The sequence below is a fragment of the Desulfovibrio inopinatus DSM 10711 genome (assembly GCF_000429305.1).
Lineage (GTDB): Bacteria > Desulfobacterota > Desulfovibrionia > Desulfovibrionales > Desulfovibrionaceae > Alteridesulfovibrio > Alteridesulfovibrio inopinatus.
Map to the genome: position 1 here is coordinate 463,377 of NZ_AUBP01000001.1, position 25,879 is coordinate 489,255.

The following is a 25,879-nucleotide window of genomic DNA, read 5'->3' on the forward strand; positions in this document are numbered from 1 at the left end:
AGATGTTCTCACCTCAATTGGATGAAGTACGATATTTTACAGGAGTCTCATGATGAAGCCTTCTTTAAGCAAGGCCCCTATTATATTTATTGGAATGCCTCGAAGCGGAACAACAATTCTCTTTGAGGCATTCGCACAGCACCGTGATCTTGGGTGGCTATCAAATTATTCGCAACAATTTCCCAACATGCCATGGCTCAATTTTGTACGATGTCTCCATGACAATCCTTTATTTTGTTTGCGGGCTCAAAAAAAGCAATATCAGAAAGTTCTTCCATTCAATAGATTTTTAGCTATGCCGAACGAGGCGTATGATTTTTGGGATTGGCATACTGGCCAAGATTTTTCATTCCATTTTCTCTCAGACAAAACTGCGGATGAAGATATACGCTCACGTGTACAAAACGCGTGTGCTACGACTGTCCGAGTCCAAGGGCGCAAACGATTAGCAACAAAGCTTACCGGACCGCCTCGAGTGCATTTCTTGCACAGTATTTTCCCTGATGCCCGCTTCGTTCATGTTGTCCGTAACGGATTTGCAGTTGTGCATTCACTCATGCGCGTTCCTTTCTGGGAAGAGAAAGGTGGCTTTGAAGGGCCATTTTGGAAAGGTGGTCTTGCTGAGGATGAAGTCAATGAGTGGCGTGACAATGGTGCTGATCCTGCCATCATTACGGCAATGCAATGGCGTCATGTACTTAAAGAGATTCGTCGCGAGTCATCAGCACTTCCAGTCGATCACTATACTGAAGTTCGATACGAATCATTTGTTGAAAATCCTCATGCTGAGCTGACTCGATTATATAGACAGACAGGCCTTGATGATTGTGTTGATGCACACAATCTACTCGATGCAAAAGAACGACTGCAAAATATGAATCATAAGTATCTTAGCGATTGGTCTGAAGATAAAATTGCTCAACTTGGATCTGTTATGGAACCTCTTCTCTCGGAGTATGGTTATGCGCGATAAGCTTATCATAGTATTATTTGCCTTCATACTCATAGCAGCTTCCCCTGCGTACGGAACGGAGTTGCTTCCTGGAGGCGATTTCGAGCTAGGGAATGGACACTTTCTTATTCTGCGCTCACCAATTTTGGGGGTCGGGCGTTATGCTGTTACTCCGACTCTCGATACGTCCACTCCGCTCGATGGACGAGCATCGCTTCAGTTACCTCCTCTTAAAACGGGCAGCTATACTTTGGCCTCAACGACGTGGCCTATTATATACAACCAAAATTACACTGTTTCTCTGGGTATAAACGCAGATCGTCGAACAGCAATAAAAATCCATGTTCGTGCTTCAGGGGATGGTCGCCTGAAGCAACTTGCCCAAGTCTCGCGAACAGTTCCTGCAGGGCGACATTCGATCACTTTTCCTACTGGCCCCATCACAGCGATCAATGATGCTTCTTCGCTCGGTTGGATGACGATTACAATAAAAAGTCCAGGAACTGTTTGGTTAGACAATATTTCTGTTACGGGACCTGGAGATGCAAGTCCTTCCGTTGAAGCCCGTTTAGAGACAGATGCACAGCTTGGAGTTTACCGGTCTCAAGAGTCGCCAAAACTTCTGCTTTATTTAGCGAATCCAGGCACAGTCCATTGGTCTATTCTCGATTACCGTGGGCATGTCGTGCAAGAAGGTACTGGAAAAAGCGAGTTTTCCGGGCCAGCTCATCCATATACGATTGTTCCAACCGTGAATGGCGCCGGTATATTTACCTGTGTCGTGGAGTTTGATTCTTCTGCAAGCACATATACGCTGTCTCGTCGTTTTGTTGTGTTGGCTCGACCCTATTCAGGGTCAAGTAATGACCCTCGTTTCGGTATGTCGATAGCTTCAAGTAGCATGAATACTATGGCGCCCGCTTCGGTGACGCTTGCTGAGCATTATGCGCTGTTGCGCGATATGGGGGTAGGCTCCGTGCGTAACTTTAGCCTTATTAACCCATATCAGCTTTCAAAGGACGGAAAGTCTTGGGATTTTAGTACGCTTGATGAAGCTGTTCGATTGGCCAAGATGATGAATTGGGAGGTCTTTTTTCCTCTTGGAAGCACTTATCCAAGTGATATTCCGTCGTGGATGCGTACGAGTCAGGAAGAGGGAAATATTGATCTTTTGAGTGGGCTACGCACGGCGCGACTCAGAAATCAAGAGGAGAAATCAGGAAAGCCGCACTATCTGGATTCCACTGTATATCAAAACTATCTTAACGCTGTCATGGGACACCTTGCTCACTTGGGGGTGAACTATGAAATCTGGAATGAACCTGGTCATAAGTTCTCCGTTGAAGACACGCTACGTTTAATAACTCTGGCTCATGAATCTCGTGCTCGTTATGCCCCTAAAGCTCGACTCCTTGGTTTTTCTTCGACAAAAGGTCCAGGCAGGGGACAGGGACAAGACCCTATGAAAACGCCAGAGTTTTTTCAGCAGTTACTCGATGTGGGAGCAGGGCAGCTTATTGATGTCGTATCATACCATTCTGGGCATGCCTTTGCCTTTCTTGGTGAATCGCAAGACATACGTGATCAAGAAACCCGTTATGCTTCCCGTCTTGCTCGGGCAGTCAATGAGGCTGGAATTGCACCGAAACCCATGTGGGATACAGAACGAGCGAATCCTTGGTTTAGTGCAACCTTAGATACCAATGGGCAGCAGAACGTTGGATATGTTCAGGATATCGCTTTGGATATTGAGAACAGTATGTCAAGTGACGAACTCGCCCAATGTCTTCCCATGATCTACGCCGCGGCCTTTGCTGATGGGGTAGACCGAGTCTATTGGTTCAATGGTCAAAGCGCCAATGCGAAGTGGAATGCTGTTCTTGATCGACGCTGGTGGATATGGGATGTGATGCTTGAACCGACAGCTTTGATTCCAGCCTATTCCGCTATGAGTTCTCGTTTGGCTGGCGCGCAATTTGTGAGCTTCCGCGATATGGGGGACGCAACACGGGCCTATATTTTTCAAAAGGGACAGGAAACAATTATTGTCGCCAATAACTGGCTTGGCAATTCCAGCGAGCTCGTCCTGAATGCTGCGGCGTCCGGTACCGTTTATGGAACTATGGGGGAGGTCAGATCCCACATATCAGCAGGAAAATCATCAATACCCCTTGATGGTTGGCCTATTTATGTTGTGACAGGGGCCTCTGTCACATTTGAGAATGGGTAGCCAGTAAACACGGAGTAAAAACATGAAACCCTTTATCATCCTTACTTTTCCAAGGACTGGGTCAACGTATATTCGTACTTGGTTCAACCATCACAGTATGATTCGGTGTCATGGTGAGCTTTTTCTCCCGTCGTACAAGCACGTCGATGGTTTTAAATACCATTGCGAGACGATCATTGGGGACAAGATTCTCGCACCAATTTTGTCAAATTTTTATATTCAAAAGATACCATTTGTTTCCATGCCGCAATCGTATGTCGACTCGTATATGCAACGCTTATTGTATGATCAAAATTTTCCATCACCGTGGGTTCCATTTCACGATAAGGATCAGCCCGAAACCGTTGGATCTCTCAATAAACCGTGGGTAGGCTTTAAGGCGATGTATAATCATGTTTATTGTAATCGGCATCTCCAACGTTGGATAGAAGAGAAGGGATTTACAATTCTGCATCTCGTTCGAGAGAATCTTCTGAAGCAATATGTATCGTTGCGTCGGATGAAAGTCACAGGAAAAAGTCATTCCTGCACAAAAGTCACAAAGGCGACTCCTGTGGCAATTGATATTCATAGATTAGAACATCATATAGAAAAAATGATGAAAAGAATTGAGTACTTTCGAAACATTTATGCAACCAATCATCCCTATATGGAATTTACATATGAGAGCTATTTTCGCAATCCGGTAAAAATACGGAAACAGATCACGACGTTTATGGATGTTCCAGACGAAGAAATGCAAGACTCAAAAAATCAAAAAACATCAACCAACGTACTTGAGAGAGAAATTGCAAATGCGACCGAGGTGGTACGTTGGATCGAGAAAACTCCGTATGCGCATTTTCTCGAAGCCTATTCGTGATCTTGTTTTTGCCCTGAGTGCCAACGTCTCTTCACGAGGAGCATGCTGTGCCATCGATTTGTTTCATAGCCATGAACACGTTACCCGTTCTTGCACCGGAGTATAGCGAAAATCAAATTGGCGGGGAATCCGTTCAAGTGACGCTTCTTGCCAAAGCCTTTCGAGATATTGGATACGATGTTTCGCTTGTAGAGCGTGACTACGGTCAAGGTGACGTTTTTATTATTGATGATATCAAAGTATTACGAGCTTTCAAGAGTGGAAGCGGCTTGCCAGGGATACGCTCGTTACATCCCAAAATGACCGGTAGATGGCGTGCGTTATCTCAAGCCAATTGTGATATTTACTACCAATCGTCTGCGTCTCTTTTAACCGGAGTTGTCTGCTGGTTTTGTCGCCGTCGAGGAAAGCGCTTTGTCTTTCGACTTGCACATGACACCGATGCTATTCCAGGAAAGTATATTGTTAAGCGACCGTTGTTGGACGGACCAATCTACGAATATGGCCTTAAGAAGGCCGAGATTATCTATGCTCAAAGTATTCAACAGCAAGATTTGCTTCGCCAGAATTATAACCTCGACAGCATCCTGATGAATATGGCGGTGGAGCTCCCTTCCTCTCAGGAGGCGAGCCTCCCGAAGGATATTGATGTCCTTTGGGTGAACAATATGCGCCCCTTTAAGCGACCTGATTTGGCATTGGATCTTGCCTCTCAAAATCCTGATCTCAATATTGTGATGATAGGGGGGGCTACTGCCGCGTATCCAAATCTCTTTGAAGAAATACAACGTGGTGCAGTCAGTATTCCGAATATCGATTTCAAGGGTGCGGTGCCATACGACCAGGTTAACGAATATTATGCTCGGGCTAAAGTATTCATCAACACTTCTGACACCGAAGGCTTTCCCAATTCTTTTTTACAGTCGTGGATACGTGGTGTTCCGGTATTGAGTTTCTTCGATCCCGATTCGATCATCCAATTGAAAAAATTGGGGGAAACACCTCGGGATATTGATGATATGGCAGCCCAAATTCGACGCTTGCTTAACAATCCCCGTGAACTTGAAATGTTCTCTGATCGTGTACGCCAATTTGCATTTGATAATTATGCCCCACAATCCATTGCAAAGCAGTACCATGAAAGCTTTTTGCAAAAATCATCATGAAAATTCTCGCTATCAATAAATATTTCTATAATAAGGGCGGTGCAGAGACTGTTTTCTTTCAAGAACGAGAAGGTCTGCTTGAAGCAGGGCATAGTGTTGTGGATTTTTCTATGCAGCATCAAGACAATAGTCCTTCTCCATACTCGGAGTATTTTACGCGGTGTATTGATTACCATGATCGCCTCTCTTTTTTTCAAAAAATTAACACGGCAATACGATTTGTTGATTCTCGGGAAGCTGTAAAAAAGATCTCTGCTTTAATATTGCAAGAAAAGCCTGATATCGCTCACGCTCACAATATATATCACCAACTCACACCATCCATTTTCCCTGTTCTTAAAAAGGCAGGAATACCTCTTGTTGTCACTGTTCATGATGCGAAACTCGTCTGCCCAAATTATGTTGTTTTCCAGCATGGAGAAGTCTGTGACGCATGCCGAAAAGGCGGCTTTGGGCATGTCCTGTGGAATGATTGTCAAGAATCTTTTTTTAAAAGCACATTGATGCTGGTGGAAGCGCTGTATCATAAGTGGCGGAAAAGTTATGAGTGCGTTGATCTTTTTCTCACCCCCAGCGCATTCTATAGAGATCTTATCTCAACACGCATACCAAAAAATAAAATTCAGGTTCTTCCTAATGGAGTGGATCTTCATTCGTTCACGCCTCGCTATGATCATGATGGCTATATGCTCTATGTGGGGAGACTTTCTCGTGAGAAAGGAATCGAAACACTCTTGAAAGCTCATCAAAAGCTTTCTCCAAAGCCTCCATTGAAAATTGTTGGCTGTGGACCTCTTGAAGCAACATTGCGGAATCAGACTGGTGACGTTGAGTTTCTTGGGTTCCTCTCCGGACAGTCGTTGTATGACACCATAAGGGGAGCTGCTTGCGTCATTGTTCCTTCCGAATGGTATGAGAACTGTTCAATGGTGGTTCTCGAAGCTATGAGCATGGGAAAGCTTGTTATCGGTTCACGAATCGGGGGCATACCGGAACAAATCGAAGATGGAAAGACAGGCATGCTTTTTTCTCCTGGGGATGTGCATCAATTAGCAGATTGTATGGCAAGCGCTCTGGAGTCTCCTGGTAAAACGGGAGAAATGGGGCAATGTGCACGACAACGTATCCATAAAATATATGACATTAATCGTCATATGGAAAAATTACTCTTTTATTATGATCGTGTTTTGTATGGAAACTAATTTTAATATGATCTTTCTCTAGTAGCGTTTTTATGCCGATGTGTCATGTTATCTTTATTCGTTTTATGTATATCCATATTTGTTTTACAAAGCATTCAAAACGAGAAGAGATAAAGAAAATTGCTGTACTCTTTTATGATTCTCATTCGGGATCAACATTCTTTTCTTTATTATTTTGAGCAACCAGAAATCTCAGTTAATACGCGATGGACGAGGATTCCTGAGTTCAATAATGAAAATACTGCGGGTATAGAGAAATAGCCCAATGACCAACGATATTTTTCGATGTAATAGCCATGACTTAGTCTGACAGTAATTCCCCTCCAAAAGGGAGAAAGCCAGATCCAGTCGAAGCTTCTCCTGTTGAATCACGCTCAAGAACGAGCATCCTCATTCTTTTTGCCGTGTCCACTTTCTCCAGACGCATTCAATTTGAATCAGGCGTCATACTGTTTTTGTATCCATCTTCACCAGACAACAAATACGCTTTAAATCAAAACTCACTCTATTTATTGACTATTTTTGTTGGAACACTTCTTCCATTACTGCCGACGAAATCGTTGATTTTTGGGAAATCTTACGCAGTGTATCACCTCTTCATAATTATCGGTTGCTATGAAAATTGCTTTTCTTGGTCTTCGAGCCATCGGCGATTGTACAGGTGGAATTGAGCGTCACGTCCGAGAGCTTTCAATCCGAATGGCTTCGTGGGGACATGACGTTACCGTCTTTTGTCGTTCAAAATATAACGACTGCGAATGTGAGGTCTTTGAAGGGGTCCGCCTCGTTAATCGTCCCGCAATTTATAGTAAGCATCTAGAGGCGATAACGAATACCGTTGCCTGTCTTGCTGATGTTGCGCAAGAATTTGATATCGTACATTTTCATGCAACAGGTCCATCTCTTCTTTCGTGGATGCCACGTTTTTTTGGACGAAAAGTTGTTGTGACGGTGCATGGTCTTGATTTTCAACGAGCCAAGTGGGGATTTGCCGCAAAATGTTTTCTTCGTGCAGGAGCTTGGACTGCGTGCCACTGCCCCGATGAAACCATTGTCGTTTCAGAACCACTCCAACGATACTATCGCGCGACGTATGGTCGAGAAACAACGTACATCCCCAATGGAGTCAATGAACCGAATCATCGACGTATAGAGAATCTTGCACGATTTGGAATCAAAAATGACCAGTATATACTGTTCTTGGGACGATTAGTACCGGAAAAAGGCGCCCACTACCTTATCGAGGCTTTTAAGACCATTCCGACGAACAAGGCTCTTCTGATTGCTGGCGATGCGTGCCACATGGATGGTTACGCCGAATATTTGAGAACGCTTGCTGGTAATGATGAGCGTATCATTTTTACAGGCCCATTGTATGGGGAAGAAAAGGATGAAGCATTTAGTAATGCTGCATGTTTTGTGCTTCCATCTGATCTTGAAGGGATGCCCATCGTTTTTCTCGAAGCCCTCAGTTATGCCACCCCTGTTCTTGCAAGTAATATCGACGCATGTACAAGTGTTATTACTGCACATGGCGGTGACACTCTTGCTCCGTGCCGTTTTTTTGAAGCATCGAACACGATGTCTCTTGCACAAACGTTATCCGATATACTTGATGATAACGAGAGAAGAAGCATGGGAGAACGCGGGCAGAACTTTGCGCTTAATACTTTTAATTGGGAAACTATTACACGTCAGACCTTATCCGTGTACGAGGGGACTCTTCGGATTGCTTCATGAGACAACTCAATCGTTATATTGCTCTTCTGCTTCCAGCCTTCCTATTTGTTGGATTGTACTGGGATCAAGTTCCAAGTTTAATCTCGCATTGGAATAATGATAACTATTCATATTGTTATCTTGTGGTTCCTGTTTTTCTCTACCTCCTCTCTGTTAAGCGAAATATTATTCTGCAGTCACGTGGTGGATCAAGCGTATTTGGATTTGTAGGAATTCTTCTGGGGTTGTTTCTCTATATGGTGGGTCGCCTCGGCTCATTGGAAACATTTGTTTATATTTCCTTGTGGATAAATATTGTTTCTTTACTGCTCGTCTGGCTTGGTTATAAGGCATGGCGTCCGTTATTTATGCCGTCTCTTGTCCTTCTTTTTATCGTGCCAGGCCCTGTGTTCGTCACGAATATGCTGAGTTTTCAACTCAAAGTGATTTCATCACGGCTTTCTGAAGTTTTTCTTCATATGTTGAATATTCCCGTTTTCCGTGAGGGAAATATTATTGATCTTGGTGTGCTGCAACTTCAAGTCGTTGATGCGTGTAGTGGATTACGCTTTTTTCTCCCAACAATTCTTATTAGTTTAATTTTGGCCGACGTGTTCTTACGTCGTGCTCTTCTCATGGTTATCCCTGTTCTCTTCGCGGCTCCTGTTGCTATTGTCTCCAATGCAATTCGCATTGCATCAACAGGTGTGTTGGTAAAATTTGTGTCGCCTCGCCTTGCGGAAGGATTTTTCCATGATTTTTCAGGGTGGCTTGTCTTTGTGATTTCCATCGCACTCCTGGCGGGGCTGTGTCTTTTTCTTCGTCGATTTGAAGGTCTCCCAACTCATCCCCAGCAAGGTGAGCGCTCTGAAAACGTGCCTATACCGTTTCCATCTTCTCGTCGTATGGCGTTTGTCAGTGTTCTCTTCTGTGTGGGGCTTCTGTTGAACCTTTCCCTTTCCACGGAAAGTTCGGCGACACTGCTCGCGAATTTTGACTCATTCCCTTTGCAGATTGGAGCATGGCAAGGCAAGCGCATCACATTAGAGCAAAATGTTCTCGATAACTTATGGGCAGATTCTTATATATCGGGAACATACAAGAACGAGGATACAGGAAACATACTTCACCTGCTTGTCCCTTTCTATGCGCATCAGACCACGGGACACACAGCGCACGCTCCGACTTCGTGTCTTTTGGGGAGTGGATGGTTTCTCTCAAAAAAAGATGAACTCCCTGCCGATGAGAGCCATGGACGCAATTTTTCTGTCGGGCGCATGATACTGGAAAAAGACGACTATACACTCTTATCGAATTTTTGGTTCGAGCAACGAGGGCGGCATCTGACGAATGAATTCCTTAATAAGTTTTATCTTCTTTGGGATGCTTTGACACTGCAACGAAGCGATGGGGCTCTTGTTCGTGTTGAAATGATACTCCTTCCTGGACAAAGTGTAGAGCAGGGGCAACGTATTCTTGATGACTTTGTGGCACGACTCAAGCCATTGTTGCATCACTATCTTCCTGGATTGAAGCCAGATATACAAGGAGGATAGGGCGACATGTATAAACAGCAAGTTAATATCATTATGACAATGCTTATACTTGTTGAAGCATGTATTGTCATTTTTAGTGGGTATCTTGCAGCTTATGTTCGTTGGGTAGCCAGTGGTTATTCTTGGACTATTGACTCGGCACTTCTTATCGGCATCATACTTTTCATTCTCTTTACCAATAACTTCATGTTCGGGTTTCTCGGGCTTTACGATGATACTCGAGCTCCTTCCATGTTGAGTGTCTTCAAACGCGTTACACAATCTATCGTGGTTGATTTCGCAATGTTGAGTATGGCACTGTTTACCTTGAAGCTCAAAGATACATCTCGATTATTTCTCGTTTATTATGGTGCTATTCTCATTATTACTTTGACATCCAATCGATTAGTTTTCGAACAATCTCTTTCTCGGATTCGAAAAAGTTTTGGAAGTCGGAAAGTACTCCTCGTCGGTTCCGGGAGGCGTTTGACAACGGTTTGCAATGCTTTGGAAAATCAAAAAAGCTTAGGGCATGAAATTATCGGTACACTGTCCATTCAGCCACAAGATGAATCGTGTATTTCAGGAATTCCTCGGCTTGGTGCTTTAGAAGATCTCAACAACCTTATTACACGGCGAAGCATTGATGAAGTTGTCTTTGCTCTCCCTCCAGAAAGTAATATCAGCCTTTCACAATATATGGAGTTATGCGAGCAAGTAGGCATTTCTTACCGCATTGTTCCTGCCATGTATGATCCAGGAGCGCCTTGGCGTCTTGATGTCGAATCAGTGCAACGTATTCCAACGCTGACTCGACATGTTGTTCGCATCAATCCTGCTGGACTTTTTCTTAAACGATGTATCGACTTTTTTATCGGCTTCATCGGACTCTTCCTGCTTGCTGTGATGTTTCCGTTTGTTGCACTTGCCATTAAGCTCGACTCCAAAGGACCTATTTTTTTTAAGCAAATACGTGTGGGTCAAAACGGTCGACACTTTGCCATCTACAAGTTTCGCACGATGTACATCGATGCAGAAGCGCGCAAGAAAGAACTATTAGCGCAGAATGAAATGAACGGGTGCATGTTCAAAATGGAAAAGGACCCGCGCATAACGCGCGTTGGACATTTTCTTCGAAAAACATCTCTCGATGAATTTCCACAATTTCTGAACGTCATCAAAGGGGAAATGAGCTTGGTTGGCACACGGCCACCAACGCTTGACGAAGTTGATCGCTATGAGTTGTGGCACAGACGTCGGATTTCCATGAAGCCAGGAATTACCGGATTATGGCAGGTCAGTGGTCGGAACAAGATTACTGATTTTAATGATGTCGTGAGCCTTGATCTGAAGTATATTGATCAGTGGACTCTGGTGAACGATCTTAAGATTATTGCACAGACTATTGTCGTTGTTCTTGCACGTAAAGGCGCCAAGTGAATAAATGTCAGTATCATGGGTAATCAGGAAAGACACTCAAGAGATCGTGTCTCTCTATTATGACTTACAGAAAAAGCGATAAAATTTATTTCGTATAAAAAGGATATTTCATGCGAGTATTATTAGTATCATTTTGCTTTGTATTCATTGCATGTGTTGTCGGATGCGCTGATGCTCAACAGAAGCGCGACGAATACTATGCACGCGCCCAAAAGAGCTTCGCTGCAGGTGAATTTGCAGAAGCGAAGGTTGATTTGCGGAACGTTCTTAAGATCGATTCCCAATTTGCACCGGCGTATAACCTTCTCGGTAGAACATATTTTCAACTTAAAGCGTATAAACGCGCTTTTAGTTATCTCAACAAAGCTGTGGAGCTTAATCCTGAAGACAATGAAGCACAACTTTGGCTCGGTCGCCTGTATTATATGGCCGGTCGTGAGGATGAAGCTATCCGATATGGTGAAATGTGTTTAAAATCTGATCCACACGATGGTGATGCATTGTTACTTATCGGGGCATCGCTTTTAAAGAGTGGACAAGGAGAACGTGCGGCTGAGCGCTTGGCGACGTTGCTTGATGATGCCGAACATGCAGAGGAAGCATCGCTACTTTTAAGTGATTATTATTTGAAGAAAGAAGACATGGACGCTGCACAGGCGCTTCTCAGTAGAACCTTACGTTTGATTCCTCAGAGTGATAAAATCACTTTGCGCCTCGCAGAAATATTCATGAAAGTCGGCAACATTGAAAAAGCAGAGGTTTTACTCAAAGATCTTGTCGCTCGACATCAGGAGAATATCAAGCTGCATATTGTTCTGTCGAATTTTTACAAGAAACTCGGCCAATTTCAGCAAGCTGAAGCTGTATTGACCGCGCTTCCACGAGAACAGCAAGGCACAGTAGAAGTTGTTACGGAACGTGCGAAGATTGCCCTTGCTGAGAAAAATTCAGAAAAAGCTGAAGCAATTTTGAATCACGGTATTCAGACTGTTGATGATGATATTTCGCTTCGGATCATGTTGGCGGCATTGTATGCACGTATGGGGAGAATGGACAACGTAAAGACGGTATATCTCGATGCGAGCAAGGCGTATGAGGGAACACCAAATGAAGCAAAATTACGCATACTTTTCGCCGAAGAGCTTTTGAAAAATAATCAGGCTGGTGAAGCGAAAGAGCAGCTTGCATTGGTGTTAAAAGGAAATCCGGGCGATTTGAATGCACATGTGCTTCTTGGTCGAATTGCGCTTGATGAAGGCAACTTGGATGAAGCTATTTCTTCTTTTCGAATAGTTGTATCTGAAGATCCCAGTAATGCTGATGCAGCAACATATCTTGCCCAAGCGCACTTTATGAATGATGAACCCCGTATCGCAGAGGATATTCTTCTTCAACTTCTGAAAAAGAAGCCAAATTTCGAACCAGCCCGGCTAACACTTCTCCGTCATTATATTCGCAACAACCAGCTCAACCAAGCACTTCTGCAGGCACAAGAGCTTGTTAAGGAAGATAGTAAAAAAACTATATATAGACTCATGCTTGGCGAGATTTATGAGCGCCAAGGCGATCTCGACAAGGCCGAGGAATGCTATCAATTCGTTCTTGATCAGCCGAGCGGTATCCCTCTCGGTGCTTCGCGTATTGGTCGAATTCGGCTTAAGAAGAAGGACTATCAAGGCGCGGATGCCATGTTTGATAAGGCTCTGGCAGCGTCTCCTGTTTTTGCTTTGGCTCTGACGGGTAAATTAGCTGTCTTTTCTGAGCAAAACAATATTCCTGCAGCGGTCGATTTTATCGATAATGCCATTCAGAATTATCCGGATGCAGCTATACTGTATGAATTGCGTGGCATGCTTGCCCAAAACAATGGAAATATTGAAGCCGCAAAAAATTACTATTGGGAAGCAATCAAGCATGATCCGAATAAGAGAATGCCATATCTCTCGTTGGTCAATCTCGCAATGCGTGTTGGCGGACCGGAACAAGCTATCGCCTGGTTGCAAGCTGGACGTACCAATGCTCTCGATACGCCACAGCTTCGCTACATGCTGGCGAATCTTCATTTGAAACTTAATGAAATAGATAAGGCCAAGACCGAGCTTTCTTCACTTATAAAAAGCGATCCTGACTTTCTTCCAGCGGCGAATGATTTGGCCTATTTGATATCTGAGACTTCTCAGGATTCCAAAGATCTGGAGTATGCTGCCACCTTGGCGCGAAAAGCTGCGGTTCATGGTGATGCCAACACGCTGGATACCCTTGGTTGGATATATTTTCTCCAAGGCCGACATGAGATTGCATTGGAAACTTTGGAAAAAGCATACGACTCCCGGGATAGTGATGCTAATGCCGCGTTTCACTTGGCAAGTGTTTTACAAGCAATGGGGAAGGTTGAAAAAGCAAAACGCATCGTGAACGATGTGTTAAAGAGCACGGATACCCCAAAAGACCCTGCCTTGTTGGAAAAAATTCAAGTCTTGTCAAACGAACTGGCTAAAAATCAAAGCTGATTCAGGGTGGGGGCTCAACCGTAAGAGGACCCGGCGCGGATGATTCCGTACACAAAATCAACGGAATCTCCGCGGTGCTTGTTGTTTAGCTAATGATTGCGCGCAGAGAGTATTCAAAGTGACGGGGGTGTTGGTACTGTTCAAGCTTTGTAAGGATAGCGTGACAACAACCGTGTCGGAAAAGCGATTTCCAGGGCCAGCCCCTTTGTTTGGTGTTGACCCAACTGATTTGTGACTATTGGGTGACCAATTAGACGCAAAAAAGCCGGTTATGCTAGGTGTGCTAGCGTAACCGGCTGAAATTTCTGGTGGGCCATCAAGGACTCGAACCTTGAACCAATGGATTAAGAGTCCACTGCTCTACCAATTGAGCTAATGGCCCGTCGTGAACGCGAGAAGCATACTTAGGGAGTTTGCGTCAAAGAGTCAATAATTTTTTCATAAAAATGAAAAAAAAATGTCTAATAATCCCTGGCTCCATTTCTCTTTTGTGAAGAACGTCGGGAAAAGGTAGTTGGAGAGATGATTGATGTCTTTCCGCTTCTATACTAAAATGATCGATTCTTGAAACAAGACATAAATCGGCTTCCATTTTGGAACTGCCAGGAATAATGATATATGAGCCGCATTATAGGCCTGAAATTTCGTGAATACGGACAAGTCTACTATTTCGATTCCGGAGCTTTCGTCGTAAACAAGAACGATCTCGTCATTGTCAATACCGACCAAGGGTTAGGTTTGGGAGAGGTAGTGCTTTTTACAGATGAAGTTCCGGAAGAGCTGAATCTGGAAGACATTAAACCCATCTATCGTCTGGCCAATGACGAGGATATTGTTGCGCATCGTGAGAATACCGAAGTAGCGGAAGAAGCATTTCGGTATTGCCGACTCCTTGTGCGTCAGCATGAATTAGAAATGAAACTTGTCGATGTGGAAGTGTATCACGATCGGGGAAAGATGGTGTTCTATTTCACCGCCCCGAATCGGATTGATTTCCGTGAACTCGTAAAAGATCTCGTCAAAAAGTACCGTACGCGCATAGAGTTGCGCCAGATTGGAGTACGCCACGAAACACAGATGATTGGTGCTGTTGGGAATTGTGGGCAAATGTGCTGCTGCCGGCGATTCATGCGTAAATTTGCACCCGTCACGATTAAAATGGCGAAAGAGCAGAATCTCTTTTTGAATCCGACGAAAATTTCGGGGATTTGTGGTCGATTGTTATGTTGTCTTTCTTTTGAACAAGAAAGTTATGAGAGCTTTCATCGACATTGCCCGAAAATTGGAAAAAAGATCAATACGTCGCTTGGCATGGTAAAAGTGCTTCGAACCAATCTGTTTCGGGAGAGCATATCGCTTTTGACTGAGACCGGCGAAGAGCAGGAAGTCAGCTTAACGGAATGGAAGGAAATGGCCGCAAAGCCAAGTAAGCGATCGGGAACTGATGGCATTGAGGCAAACGATACCAAGCAAGATGAACCTCGCATTCGACTGAAAACGCCGGAGCCGACTCCTGAACTTCCCAAGTCCCAGGACGTCAAAGACGCCAAAGACACAAAAGAAGCGAAAGACACTCCTCCAAAAGGCAAACGAGAAAAAGATAAGCGACGAGCAGCAGCACCTCCGCGTCCACCTCGCGAAGGTGGGAAAAAGACACCGCCGAAGCCACGGCGCAAACGTAAACGTAAATTCAAGCCGACGAAGCCCAAGCCCTCTGATGGATAACGGATTGGTATCCTGGCGCTGCATGGCAGCGTGGTGATTGCTTCTCATCGAATCGATCGAATAACAAACGTCGGATCAGCGCAAGAGAATGATGTTGCATCGTGAACGAAGCGCTATCCGACAGTTCGCGTGTGTTCGATGCATTTAGGATCTGTCTACAGCAAGACAGACTGCCTTTTGAGTCTATTTGAATGATTTTCAACCCGGGCAATGGCCCGGCAAGGCGCTTTTGAACGCCGTATATGGAGGACGCATGCGCCCCTTTTTTCTGTCCACCCCAATTTATTATGTGAATGCCAAGCCGCATTTGGGCCATGCCTATACGACAATTTTGGCCGATTGCGTTGCACGTTTCCATCGGTTGCGCGGCGATAATGTTTTTTTTCTCACCGGTGTCGATGAGCATGGAGACAAAATCGTTCAAGCTGCAGAGAAGGCAGGCCAGACACCAAAAGAATATTGTGATGCGATAAGCACGTTGTTTCAAGATTTGTTACCCACGCTTGGCGTCTCAAATGATCACTTTGTCCGGACAACGGATGAGCAACATAAGGCCATTGTCCAGAAAGCGTTACAAAAAGTGTATGACAAAGGTGATATCTATTTTGGGGAATACGGTGGACACTACTGTTTCGGTTGTGAACGTTTCTATACGGAAAAAGAGCTGACCGAAGATGGATTGTGTCCTGATCATCTCGTGAAACCCGAGTATATTGCGGAGAAAAACTATTTCTTCCGGATGTCTAAATATCAGAATGGGTTGTTAGAACACATTCGCAACAATCCTGACTTCATTCGACCCGAGCGGTATCGCAATGAAGTTATCAGCCTGCTTGAAAGTGGTGCCTTGGATGATTTGTGCATTTCTCGGCCGAAAAGTCGTCTGACCTGGGGCGTTGAGCTGCCTTTTGATGAAAATTTCGTTACCTATGTTTGGTTCGATGCGTTGATGAACTATATTTCGGTCCTTGAGTGGCCGGAGGGTCAAGCTTTTTCCGATTATTGGCCTGGAGCACAGCATCTTGTCGCCAAAGATATTCTCAAACCCCATGCCGTGTTTTGGCCGACTATGTTGATGGCTATGGACGTGCCATTGTACAACCATCTCAATGTTCATGGATATTGGCTGGTACGTGACACGAAGATGTCCAAGTCGATTGGAAATGTTATTGAACCGGCTGATATGGTTGAGCGATACGGGCTTGCCGGATTCCGCTATTTTTTAATGCGTGAAATGACATTCGGTCAGGATTCGAGTTTTTCCGAAGAAGCCTTGATCATGCGCTTTAATGCTGACCTTGCCAATGACTTGGGCAACTTGTTCAATCGTTCACTGGCCATGACGAAAAAATATTTTGATGGTGTAGTACCGCAGGCCGGGCCTTTGCAGGATGTAGATAATGAACTCATCGCACTGTGCCGGCAGTCGATTGAAAATTGCCAACGCTTGTGTCTCCGATTTCAGTTCGCCAAGGGATTGGAAGCACTGTGGGAACTGGTACGCGGCCTGAATAAATATATTGATGTGACTGCACCGTGGGCGTTAGCGAAAGCTCAAGATATGGAACGCCTCGGGACGGTGATGTATACTTTACTGGAAGGCATGCGAAAGGTAGCCGTGCACTTGTGGCCAATTATGCCCGAAAAGAGCCTGACGATGTTGTCGCTTCTTGGCATTACCTTCGATCCGATCAAAGCCGATATTGAATCGGAAATTGAGTCTTTTGGCGGTCTCGCCGTTGGCACAGCGATTCAACCTGGGGGGAATCTCTTTCCGCGAATTGACGTAAAGAAAGACGAGGAACCCGCAGCGAAGCAGAAGAAAGCCGAGAAAAAGACCAAGAAGGCCGCCTCGACTCCGCAAGTTGATACAGAGGGGGTGGTTGAGTTTGAAGATTTTGCCAAACTGGATTTCCGTGTGGGGACGGTAGTTTCTGCTGAACCTGTGAAAAAAGCAGACAAGCTTCTTTTGGTCCGGATCGACATTGGTGAATCCGAACCTCGCCAGGTGGTGGCCGGTATTGCTGAATATTGGAAACCGGAAGCGCTTGTCGGGAAGCAGGTCACTATGGTGGCCAACCTCAAGCCACGGAAGTTACGTGGTGAAATTTCCCATGGCATGATTCTCGCGGTGAAGAAAGAAGACGACTTGATGCTTTTACAACCAACTGGTGAAGTTCCGAATGGTTCACGCGTCTCCTAAGCTCTAAATAATCGGGAAATTGAACATACAATAATCATTCAACCTGGTTGAATGTCGGCCTCTCCCTTCACGAAAAAGAAGGGAGGGGTTTTTTATTTTGGGGGATTCGCTATTGAGAAGGGCGTACATGGCACTGAAAACCACATGTGTTGAAGCTTGTACGAATGATGATATAACGACAATAGTGACAGCGGTATTCTCTTCGTAAGTCCTTTTTCAAAGGAATATTCTCAAAAAAGCGTTAAAATTTTATAATGTATATCTTTCTCGGTTTGTATAGCCTCGGAGGGGTTGACCATGAGGAATAAAGCGCTATATTAAAAGTTTATTCAGTGTTTGTTGTAGTGCAAAATCGCATGAATTTTGTGTGTATTGGACGGATCGGTATGGAGATATACGGTTCATTATGATGAAAGTATCTGGTGCTCTGTCTGAAGATCAGGCTTATGGCTATGAAGAAAGGCAATCAAGTACAACAAAAGGTGATATCCTATTTCATCCGCCGGAAAATCAAGATGGCGGCAAAATGGATCCGCACGAATGGGGCATAGAGCTTGTAAACAGAGGGTTTGCAGCGTTATGTCTTATACTGGCTGCACCAATCATGATGTGTATTGCTCTGCTGATTTATCTGCAAAAAAGCGGTCCTATTTTTTATGCTGGGCCTCGGTTAGGAAAGAATAAAAAGGAATTTCAAATTTATAAGTTTCGAACATTGCCGGTTGATGTCAATAAACGCATCGGAGATTCCATTGTTGGTCGGCGTTTGGATTTTATTCCTTCCTTTTCCTGGTTTCTCCGTGAATCTCGCCTCGACGAACTCCCACAACTGCTGAATATTGTGCGTGGTGATATGCGGTTTATTGGACCACGACCGGAACGGTATGAAGTCTATAAACGATGCCTTTCCATCACAGACTATGCGTTGCGATATAAGGTTAAACCCGGTCTCCTCGGTATTTCCCAATTACTGACCCCATCGGAAACTCCTAAGCGCTATCGGGCACGACTTGACAATGAATTCCATGTCCGTCGGAAGCGGCTTTATTCACCGGCTAAAACCGTTTGGCTTATTCTCAAAACAATTGCGTTGATGGGGTCAAAAGTACTCCACCGTGGGTGGGTGTATTTTTCTGTCGATGTTGTACAGAGTAAAATTTTGCGGAAAGAGACGCATCGACGTTTTTATTACCGCATTGAGCATGGCGATGCGCCGATGTCGTTGTATACCTGCGCCGATTCTCGGCAACGTGTTGAGAATGAAGCTGTATTAGAAGATATCAATGAGGCGTGCTTATTAATGAGCCTTAATGCGCCACTCAATCAGGGAGAAGAATACTGCTTTTTTATGCGTATTTTTTTCAAGCGCATGGGGAAATCGAAAACGAAGACAGCGGTCTGTCGTTTCGTTGGGTATCGAAGTGAGCGTGCTCCCAATGCACCGTACAAGTACACCTATGTTGTGGATTATGAAGCCATGTCGCCTTTTAATCAGTACATAATTGATAAATATTTCCTCAAAAAATCTTTAGCCTGATCGAGCGTTGGGTGGTTTCATAACCAACCAAAGGGCCTCGTGTTAAAGGCGCATTTTCAAAAGATGTGACCGGCCGAGAACGAGATTTTCTGGGCCGGTCACATCTTTTTTACACGAATAATAAGTGATGTATCGCCAAAAACAAACGCGCCAGAGGGGAACCCCTGGCGCGTTTGTTTTCAAAGATTGTTGGCCTGACTCGATTGGAGAAAAAGAGTCAGTTAAGAATTGCCGTTCGTATCGACGGATGGAGGCAGAGGCCCGAGCACTTCTGCATTAACCATTTCGATATTCGCTGAATCTTTCAGTGATTCAATAAGGCTGGTGAAGAGTTCTTCGCGTTTGCGAGCTCTCAGCGTTTCCATCCATTGCGCTTTGGCTGTTTCCCACTGTTCTTCCGTCGGAGGAATGCGTTCGTCGAGTCGAGCAACGATAGCACCCGTCGGCGTACCGTACGTTTGGGGGAGCCAAGAACCGACCTTGAGTTCAGGGGCAAATACCGCGTTGGCCAGATCAGGCATAACACCCAAACCGGAAATAAAACCTTGTCGTCCAAAGGCAGGAGGAGTGGTTAACTTCGCGGATTCGTCGGACGGTAAGCCACTGTCAGCGATGGTTTTGGCCATAGCGTTGGCTTTCTCTGTAGCCAACTCTTTCCCTTTGGATTCGAGAATTTGTTCTTTGACGGCATCCCGTACTTCGTCAAGCGGGGGGATGGTCGCGGGCTGAACTTTGACGACATCGGCGATAATGAAGCCTTTCTTCGTGGCCAAGGGTAAATCCGTCACTTCCCCCTGCTCCATGTCGAAGAGTGCCGTCACTGCTTCGTCTTCCAGTTCAAGGTTCGCAGGAGGTTGATTTTGTGTGAATAATTCTGTTTTTTCGACCTTGAGTCCATGATCTTGAGCTGCTTTCTCCAAGGAGGAGCCGGCAACAACAACATCTTCTTGCACGGCATCAAGCAGGTTGCTCATTTCATCGGCAGCGGCATTCAGTGCGATATCTTGGCGGATTTCATCGGCCACATCTTCCAAAGGAGTGATTCCGGCGGGGCGTAGATCCTCAAGCTTGATGATGTGCAATCCGAATTGCGTTTTAACAGGTTTGCTGACCTCACCTGGTTTTAAAGCAAAGGCAGCTTCTTCGAATTCGGGGACCATATCGCCCTTGGAGAACCAACCCAACTCCGAGCCAACAATTCGTTTGTCCGCTCCCTGATCTTTGGGAATGAGCGACGCAAAGTCTTCACCTTTGGCCAGACGTTCAGACAGCGTTTTGAGTTCTTCGCGAGCTTTTTGCTCATCGGCTTCGGTCGCACCGGGAGGAAGAATGTAGAGAATATGAGCGGCTTTGGCCATTTCGCCATGCCTGTATTCTTCTTTATTTTCTTCGTATCGGGTTTTTATGGCCTCGTCGGTGACGTTTTCGGGCTTGGCGAGGACTTCAGGATTGAAATTGATGTAGTCAATCTGAACTTTGGGTTCCGTCTCGAAGTTTTTCTTGTTGTCTTCGTAATACGACGTGATGTCTTCGTCTGTCACCAAAACATCTTTTTTGTAGTCGTCGGCATTAAAAGCGAGGTATGAAATTTGTGCTTTTTCTGCGCTGAAATCAAAAAGTTCCCGGGCATGTTCTTCGCTGACCATGGCCGGCAAGGTGAGCAAATCGGCCATACGTTCAAGAAGAATCTCACGTCGAATGCTATTCTCAAACTCACCTGGCGTCAGGTTATTTACGCGAAGAAGTTGCTCGTAGATGGTTTTGTCGAATTTTCCATCCTTCCCGGCAAAGGCTTCCATGGTCGTTATCTTATCGATAACTTGTTTATTCGTGACCGTGATGCCGAGTTTATTGGCCTGCCAGGAAACTAGTGAAGCACCCACCATACGGTTGAAAACCTGCCAACCAAATCCATTTTGTTCGAGGATGTTTTGGTCAATTCCTGGGTTTTGTTGTCGTACAGATTCTAGGCTGCGTTGATAATTCTCGCGGTATTCTTTTACCGTAATGGGGACATCGTTAATGTATGCTACGACCGATGCACGGTTATTTCCGTAATTTCCTGTGTAAATAAAAATAAAAGCAAGGATAATAATCGCGAAGAGGATCTTGATGACCCAAGATTGTGCGTTTTTACGCATGAAATCGAGCATGGAAACTCCTTTGCATGCCTTTTTTTCCTATGGTCCACATGATGCGAAACTGTGGTCAACCAGGTACTTTGAGGCGCAATAATCATGGAATTGCCGCGAAAAAATGGCGGCGAGGCGATTCTTCTGACATGATTTTTCATCAAAGACAACGGTCCGCAGGCAGTGAAGGTTTATATTTCCAGGTTTTCTCCAGTAAATTACTTTGGTTCCATGAAATACCAAAGAGTAAAATGCAAAACGCATGAGACAGCAATACGCGAGATGAAAAAACACTGCCGGGCGATGCACTCGGCCCGGCAGTGTCGGCTGTCGTCGTGTATTACGGAAATCGCATCCAAGACGACTCTAAAGTAAGGATAGGATCTCAGTGCGATTAGGACTCAGATCGTGCTTGGCGAACCGCATTGAGCAGGCCACCGGCTTTGATGATGGACAGCTCTTTTTCACTCAGGTCGTTCGTCAGCTCAATGCTTTTGCCTGTGCTGGTCGTCGCAGTTACCGTACTACCTGCGGTGATGCCAGCAACGGGGATGGTCAAGGTATCATCTTGTCCGATGGCATCGTAGTCATCTTTATTGACAAAGAGCAGAGGGAAAATACCAAAGTTGACCAGGTTGGCCCGGTGGATTCGAGCCAAAGACTTCGTGACAACAGCTCGAACACCAAGGTGGCGGGGGCCAAGAGCTGCGTGCTCACGGCTTGATCCCTGTCCGTAGTTTTCGCCACCGACGATAACGGCGTTGTCGATGTTTTCGATACGGCTCTGGAATTCTTCATCCACTCGGCTGAAGATGTACTTGCTGATCGCCGGGATATTTGACCGCAAGGCTGTGATCTGTGCGCCAGCCGGAAGAATGTGGTCCGTGGTGATATTATCGCCGACTTTAATGGCCACTTTGACTTCAAGGGTTTCCGGAGCGGCATCGAATTGTTCCAAGGCCACGATGTTGGGACCGCGGCGGATTTCAACCACCGTACCGTCGTCGGGAGGGAAGATGAACTGATCGCGAATGCTGGGCACAGTGTCGGGAAGTTCGACTTTAGCAGGAGCTTCCCCCCACGTGGCTGGATCGGAAAATTCGCCACGAATGGCACACATGGCGGCAACCAGCGGGCTGGTCAGATAGACTTGGCCATCTTGTGTGCCAGAACGACCTTCGAAGTTACGGTTGAAGGTCCGCACGGACACGCCTTTCGAAACAGGTGAACCACCCATACCGATACAGGGGCCACAAGTACATTCGAGAATGCGAGCGCCCGCATCCATCAGCGGCTCAATGAGATTTTCTGCGGCCAACATTTTCATGACTTGCTTTGAGCCCGGGCTGATCAGCAGGTCCGTTTGGGGAGTAATGTGCTTGTCACGCAGCAAAAGGGCAACAGATTTGAGATCGGCATACGACGAGTTCGTGCAAGAGCCGATAGCTGATTGGTCGACCTTGAGGCCAGCCAGTTCGCGCACGGTTTTCATGACGTCGGGCATGTGCGGAGCTGCTGCCAGAGGTTCGATCGTTGAAAGATCAACTTCAATGATTTCATCATACTCGGCGCCTTCGTCAGCAACGAGTTCGACAAAATCCTGAGAACGGCCCATTTTTGTGAAAAAGTCACGGGTGACGTCATCGCTGGGGAAGATTGATGTGGTTGCGCCAAGCTCTGCGCCCATATTGGTAATGGTGGCGCGTTCAGGGACACTCAAGCTGGCAACACCCGGTCCGCCATACTCCATAACTTTGCCAACGCCGCCTTTTACGGTCAGCAGGCCCAGCAAGTACAAGATAACATCTTTGCCTTGAGCCCAACCTTTGAGTTCACCGGTCAAATGAATTTTGACTACTTTCGGCATGGGGATGGAGTAGGGTTCTCCGGCCATAGCCAAAGCAACAGACAGTCCACCGGCTCCCATGGCCATGGCGCCGACACCACCAGCGGTGGGAGTATGGGAATCAGAACCGATAAGCGTCGTGCCAGGCTTAGCAAAATTTTCAAGGTGAAGCTGGTGGCAAATCCCCGTCCCGGCGCGAGAGAAGACAATGCCGTATTTCTCAGCGATCGTGCGCAGATACTGGTGATCGTCGGGATTGCGGAAACCCATTTGCAGGGTGTTGTGGTCAACATAGCTGACAGAAAGATCTGTCTGGACGCGGGGGAGACCAATCGCCTCAAACTGAAGATAGGCCATGGTGCCCGTGGCATCTTGTGTCAAAGTCTGGTCAATTTTCAGCCCGATTTCGGTCCCGGGCTTCATTTCGCCACTGACAAGGTGAGAGGAAATAATCTTTTGCGTGATGTTCTGGGGCATGGTGATTCCTTGTTGTGCTTACGGAAATGCCGGGACATCATAGTGAGGGGATGGGCCCGGCCAAACGCTGTACCAAAAAAGGGAGGCCAAGCGGCTGGTTGAGCAAAAACGGCCTCGACCACGTTAGACAGGCAAGGCACGAAAAAGGTGCTACGTGAGCCAGCCGGAATTGATCGCTTTGAGTCGATTACTTCGGAGGAGAATCTCGGTATCGAGTCGTAAAATTTCGTGTTGAGTTTCGAAAATCTCCTGGGCATGAGAAATGCCATTGGAGAGGTCTTCTGTAAAGAGCAGTTCCTTTTTTAACGCACGTTTGGCATCACGTTGCGCGGTCAGCTCTTCGATTTCTGCGGTCAATTCGGCAATCTCGTTGTCGTTCATGGCTGCTCTATTTAAAGTTGAAAAAAAGGGAGATGTTGCCGGGCAACATCTCCCTAATGCATAAAAGCAGTCGGTGTAACCCGTTCTTATTTCATGACTTCGCCAGAAGCAGCACCCTGCATCTTGACTTCGACTTTTTCGGTCAGGCCTTCGTAGTAGGCACGCAGTTCAACGAGAACTTCTTCACGACCGAAGTGATCGGGAATGTCGGCGCCTTCGGAGAGGGCTTTACGCAGCTTGGTGCCCGACAGGATGACGCGGTCTTCCTTGGTGTGGGGGCAGGTGCGCAGGGAGGCCATGCCGTCGCACTTGAAGCAGTAGAAGGTCCAGTCGATCTTCAGGGGCTGGCAAACCAGAGCCTTGCCGGGTTCGACTTTGCAGGCTTCTTCAGGGGTGTTGTACGGAATGCGATCGAAGATTTCTTGGGCTTCGAACAGACCGTAGAAGTCACCAACACCAGCGTGGTCACGACCGATGATCATTTTGGAGATGCCGTAGTTCTGACGGAAGGTAGCGTGCAGCAGACCTTCGCGGGGACCGGCGTAACGCATATCCAGGGGGTAACCAGCCTGAATGACGTTCTTTTCAACGAAGTAGTGCTTGCAGAGAATGTCGATGCATTTCACACGAACGTCAGCCGGGATGTCGCCGGGTTTCAGGTTGCCGATCAGGGAGTGAATGACAACGCCGTCGCAGACTTCAATGGCGATTTTGGCCAGGAATTCGTGGGAGCGGTGCATGGGGTTACGCAGCTGCAGAGCGGCAACGTCGGCCCAGCCACGTTCGTCCATCATGGCGCGCAGTTCGGCGGGGCGGAGGTAAACGCCTTTGAACTTTTCGGGGAATTCAGCTTCGGACAGAACTTTAACGGGACCGGCCAAGCAAACGGGCTTTTCAGCCATGACCATTTTAACGCCCGGATGGTCTTCCATGGCGATTTCCCAGAACTTGTCATCGGCGGATTCTTCGCCCTGGCCTTTGTAGACCAGTTCGCATTCCCATTTTTTATCGGCTTCGCTCTTTTCCCACTTTTCAGTCACTTTCAAAGTGGCCATGATTTCGCCGCCGATAACCAAAGCGACTTCGTCGCCTTCTTTCACGTCAGCAGTGTCTTCCGTGCTAGCGGACAGGGTAACCGGAACGGGCCAGAAGGTTCCGTCGGCCAACAAGAACTTTTCGCAAACACCCTTCCAGTCGGCCTTGGTCATGAAGCCTTCCAGGGGCGAGAAGCCACCGGTGCCGAGCATGATGAGGTCACCCTTTTCACGAGGAGTGATTTCCAGCTTTTTGAGGCCTTCGGCTTTTTTCAGTTCGGCTTCACGTTCGGCGCCTTCGAGCAATTTGATGACGAGGCCTTTTCCGCCATGCGGGGGAACGAGCTTGGACATGGGTTTCCGTCTCCTTGAGTAGAATGGTTTTTTTTGATTTGCGTCTGGCCACAATCGGTGCGGTACACGAGCCGCGCCATTCGATCCAGAAACGCTTAACGACGAAAATGTCTTGAATCCCCTTGGGATCATGACCTTGTTAAAAATTACACAAGGCTTTTGGTTAAAAAAACAGGAATTGTCAAGGGCCGTTTTCGAGTCAAGCACTCGTATCATCAATGGATAGGGAAAGAAACCTTGTGAGGTGCACCTTAGTGGAAAGAGAATGGTCAGAATTTAAATACGCTACATAGTAAGAATACGTAGGGGAGCAGAGCACAAGAAAAATAAGAAAAAGAAAAATATTAATGACAAGTGTTGAGAAAACATCGTGATGCAAGAAAAATGTAACAAAAAAGTTTTCAATTTAGAAAGCGTGATGACAAAAAAGGCTTGCATCAAAGTTCTGAAACGTTTAGAGGGAGTCAGTTTCACCCTCATAGTGTCATTTCTGATTCTTGAATCAATTTAATAAAGTGAAAGAAAATAGGTAGATGCAAGCAAAGAGCAGCCTTTGTAAAAAAATTCACTTGAT

Annotated in this window: 16 protein-coding genes and 1 tRNA gene; 12 read left to right on the forward strand and 5 right to left on the reverse strand. The window is 46.0% G+C overall.

Annotated features, from left to right (window positions below):
* The first annotated feature begins 52 nt into the window (after window positions 1–52).
* The 9 genes from G451_RS26995 to G451_RS0102080 all read left to right on the forward strand — a co-directional run bounded on the left by G451_RS26995 (window position 53) and on the right by G451_RS0102080 (window position 13,616).
* A complete protein-coding gene (locus tag G451_RS26995) occupies window positions 53–973 on the forward strand; it encodes a sulfotransferase family protein (RefSeq protein WP_051261027.1) in 921 nt (306 codons plus the stop codon).
* A complete protein-coding gene (locus G451_RS0102045) occupies window positions 963–3,182 on the forward strand; it encodes a hypothetical protein (protein WP_027182963.1) in 2,220 nt (739 codons plus the stop codon). Before G451_RS26995 ends, G451_RS0102045 begins: the two co-directional genes overlap by 11 nt.
* 268 nt (window positions 3,183–3,450) lie before the next feature.
* The gene (locus G451_RS0102050; RefSeq protein WP_156921474.1) at window positions 3,451–4,044 is read left to right on the forward strand and encodes a hypothetical protein; all 594 of its coding nucleotides are present in this window, start codon (window positions 3,451–3,453) and stop codon (window positions 4,042–4,044) included.
* 47 nt (window positions 4,045–4,091) lie between these two features.
* Window positions 4,092–5,210 (forward strand): glycosyltransferase family 4 protein, encoded by a 1,119-nt coding sequence (locus G451_RS27000; protein WP_211236315.1) that lies wholly within the window; start codon window positions 4,092–4,094, stop codon window positions 5,208–5,210.
* The gene (locus G451_RS0102060) at window positions 5,207–6,412 is read left to right on the forward strand and encodes a glycosyltransferase family 4 protein (RefSeq protein WP_027182965.1); all 1,206 of its coding nucleotides are present in this window, start codon (window positions 5,207–5,209) and stop codon (window positions 6,410–6,412) included. Before G451_RS27000 ends, G451_RS0102060 begins: the two co-directional genes overlap by 4 nt.
* A 615-nt stretch (window positions 6,413–7,027) precedes the next feature.
* Entirely contained in the window at window positions 7,028–8,152 is a 1,125-nt protein-coding gene (locus tag G451_RS0102065; RefSeq protein ID WP_027182966.1) for a glycosyltransferase family 4 protein, read from the forward strand.
* Window positions 8,149–9,687, forward strand: coding sequence for a VPLPA-CTERM-specific exosortase XrtD (xrtD, locus tag G451_RS0102070; RefSeq protein ID WP_051261029.1), 1,539 nt, complete (start codon window positions 8,149–8,151; stop codon window positions 9,685–9,687). The genes G451_RS0102065 and xrtD overlap by 4 nt, the downstream gene beginning before the upstream one ends.
* A gap of 6 nt (window positions 9,688–9,693) precedes the next feature.
* On the forward strand, window positions 9,694–11,106 hold the full coding sequence (locus tag G451_RS0102075; protein WP_027182968.1) for a sugar transferase: 1,413 nt from the start codon (window positions 9,694–9,696) through the stop codon (window positions 11,104–11,106).
* A gap of 110 nt (window positions 11,107–11,216) precedes the next feature.
* On the forward strand, window positions 11,217–13,616 hold the full coding sequence (locus tag G451_RS0102080) for a tetratricopeptide repeat protein (RefSeq protein ID WP_027182969.1): 2,400 nt from the start codon (window positions 11,217–11,219) through the stop codon (window positions 13,614–13,616).
* A gap of 306 nt (window positions 13,617–13,922) precedes the next feature.
* Here G451_RS0102080 and G451_RS0102085 read toward each other — a convergent pair.
* Window positions 13,923–13,998 (reverse strand) — tRNA-Lys (locus tag G451_RS0102085).
* A 236-nt stretch (window positions 13,999–14,234) separates the two neighbouring features.
* Here G451_RS0102085 and G451_RS0102090 point away from each other — a divergent pair.
* The 3 genes from G451_RS0102090 (at window position 14,235) to G451_RS32130 (ending at window position 19,081) form a co-directional block, all read left to right on the forward strand.
* Window positions 14,235–15,341, forward strand: a complete 1,107-nt coding sequence (locus G451_RS0102090; RefSeq protein ID WP_027182970.1) for a PSP1 domain-containing protein — start codon at window positions 14,235–14,237, stop codon at window positions 15,339–15,341.
* 253 nt (window positions 15,342–15,594) lie between these two features.
* A complete protein-coding gene (gene metG, locus G451_RS0102095; RefSeq protein ID WP_027182971.1) occupies window positions 15,595–17,544 on the forward strand; it encodes a methionine--tRNA ligase in 1,950 nt (649 codons plus the stop codon).
* Between the two features lie 406 nt (window positions 17,545–17,950).
* Window positions 17,951–19,081 carry a sugar transferase gene (locus G451_RS32130; protein ID WP_051261030.1) on the forward strand — a complete coding sequence of 377 codons (1,131 nt, stop codon included), beginning with the start codon at window positions 17,951–17,953 and terminating at the stop codon, window positions 19,079–19,081.
* A 221-nt stretch (window positions 19,082–19,302) separates the two neighbouring features.
* Here the strand turns inward: G451_RS32130 and G451_RS0102105 are convergent, their stop codons facing one another.
* From G451_RS0102105 to sat, 4 genes are all read right to left on the reverse strand, one after another.
* A complete protein-coding gene (locus tag G451_RS0102105) occupies window positions 19,303–21,234 on the reverse strand; it encodes a peptidylprolyl isomerase (RefSeq protein WP_027182972.1) in 1,932 nt (643 codons plus the stop codon).
* Between the two features lie 373 nt (window positions 21,235–21,607).
* Entirely contained in the window at window positions 21,608–23,536 is a 1,929-nt protein-coding gene (locus G451_RS0102110; protein WP_027182973.1) for an aconitate hydratase, read from the reverse strand.
* Between the two features lie 150 nt (window positions 23,537–23,686).
* Window positions 23,687–23,917 (reverse strand): hypothetical protein, encoded by a 231-nt coding sequence (locus tag G451_RS27010; protein ID WP_051261031.1) that lies wholly within the window; start codon window positions 23,915–23,917, stop codon window positions 23,687–23,689.
* Between the two features lie 86 nt (window positions 23,918–24,003).
* Window positions 24,004–25,305, reverse strand: a complete 1,302-nt coding sequence (gene sat / locus G451_RS0102120; protein ID WP_027182974.1) for a sulfate adenylyltransferase — start codon at window positions 25,303–25,305, stop codon at window positions 24,004–24,006.
* Window positions 25,306–25,879 lie beyond the last annotated feature (574 nt).

Coding starts and splice junctions, on each gene's coding strand:
- G451_RS26995 (WP_051261027.1), top strand. CDS start 53: ATGAAGCCTTCTTTAAGCAAGGCCCCTATTATATTTATTGGAATGCCT.
- G451_RS0102045 (WP_027182963.1), top strand. CDS start 963: ATGCGCGATAAGCTTATCATAGTATTATTTGCCTTCATACTCATAGCA.
- G451_RS0102050 (WP_156921474.1), top strand. CDS start 3,451: ATGCAACGCTTATTGTATGATCAAAATTTTCCATCACCGTGGGTTCCA.
- G451_RS0102060 (WP_027182965.1), top strand. CDS start 5,207: ATGAAAATTCTCGCTATCAATAAATATTTCTATAATAAGGGCGGTGCA.
- G451_RS0102065 (WP_027182966.1), top strand. CDS start 7,028: ATGAAAATTGCTTTTCTTGGTCTTCGAGCCATCGGCGATTGTACAGGT.
- xrtD (WP_051261029.1), top strand. CDS start 8,149: ATGAGACAACTCAATCGTTATATTGCTCTTCTGCTTCCAGCCTTCCTA.
- G451_RS0102075 (WP_027182968.1), top strand. CDS start 9,694: ATGTATAAACAGCAAGTTAATATCATTATGACAATGCTTATACTTGTT.
- G451_RS0102080 (WP_027182969.1), top strand. CDS start 11,217: ATGCGAGTATTATTAGTATCATTTTGCTTTGTATTCATTGCATGTGTT.
- G451_RS0102090 (WP_027182970.1), top strand. CDS start 14,235: ATGAGCCGCATTATAGGCCTGAAATTTCGTGAATACGGACAAGTCTAC.
- metG (WP_027182971.1), top strand. CDS start 15,595: ATGCGCCCCTTTTTTCTGTCCACCCCAATTTATTATGTGAATGCCAAG.
- G451_RS32130 (WP_051261030.1), top strand. CDS start 17,951: ATGATGAAAGTATCTGGTGCTCTGTCTGAAGATCAGGCTTATGGCTAT.
- G451_RS0102105 (WP_027182972.1), bottom strand. CDS start 21,234: ATGCTCGATTTCATGCGTAAAAACGCACAATCTTGGGTCATCAAGATC.
- G451_RS0102110 (WP_027182973.1), bottom strand. CDS start 23,536: ATGCCCCAGAACATCACGCAAAAGATTATTTCCTCTCACCTTGTCAGT.
- G451_RS27010 (WP_051261031.1), bottom strand. CDS start 23,917: ATGAACGACAACGAGATTGCCGAATTGACCGCAGAAATCGAAGAGCTG.
- sat (WP_027182974.1), bottom strand. CDS start 25,305: ATGTCCAAGCTCGTTCCCCCGCATGGCGGAAAAGGCCTCGTCATCAAA.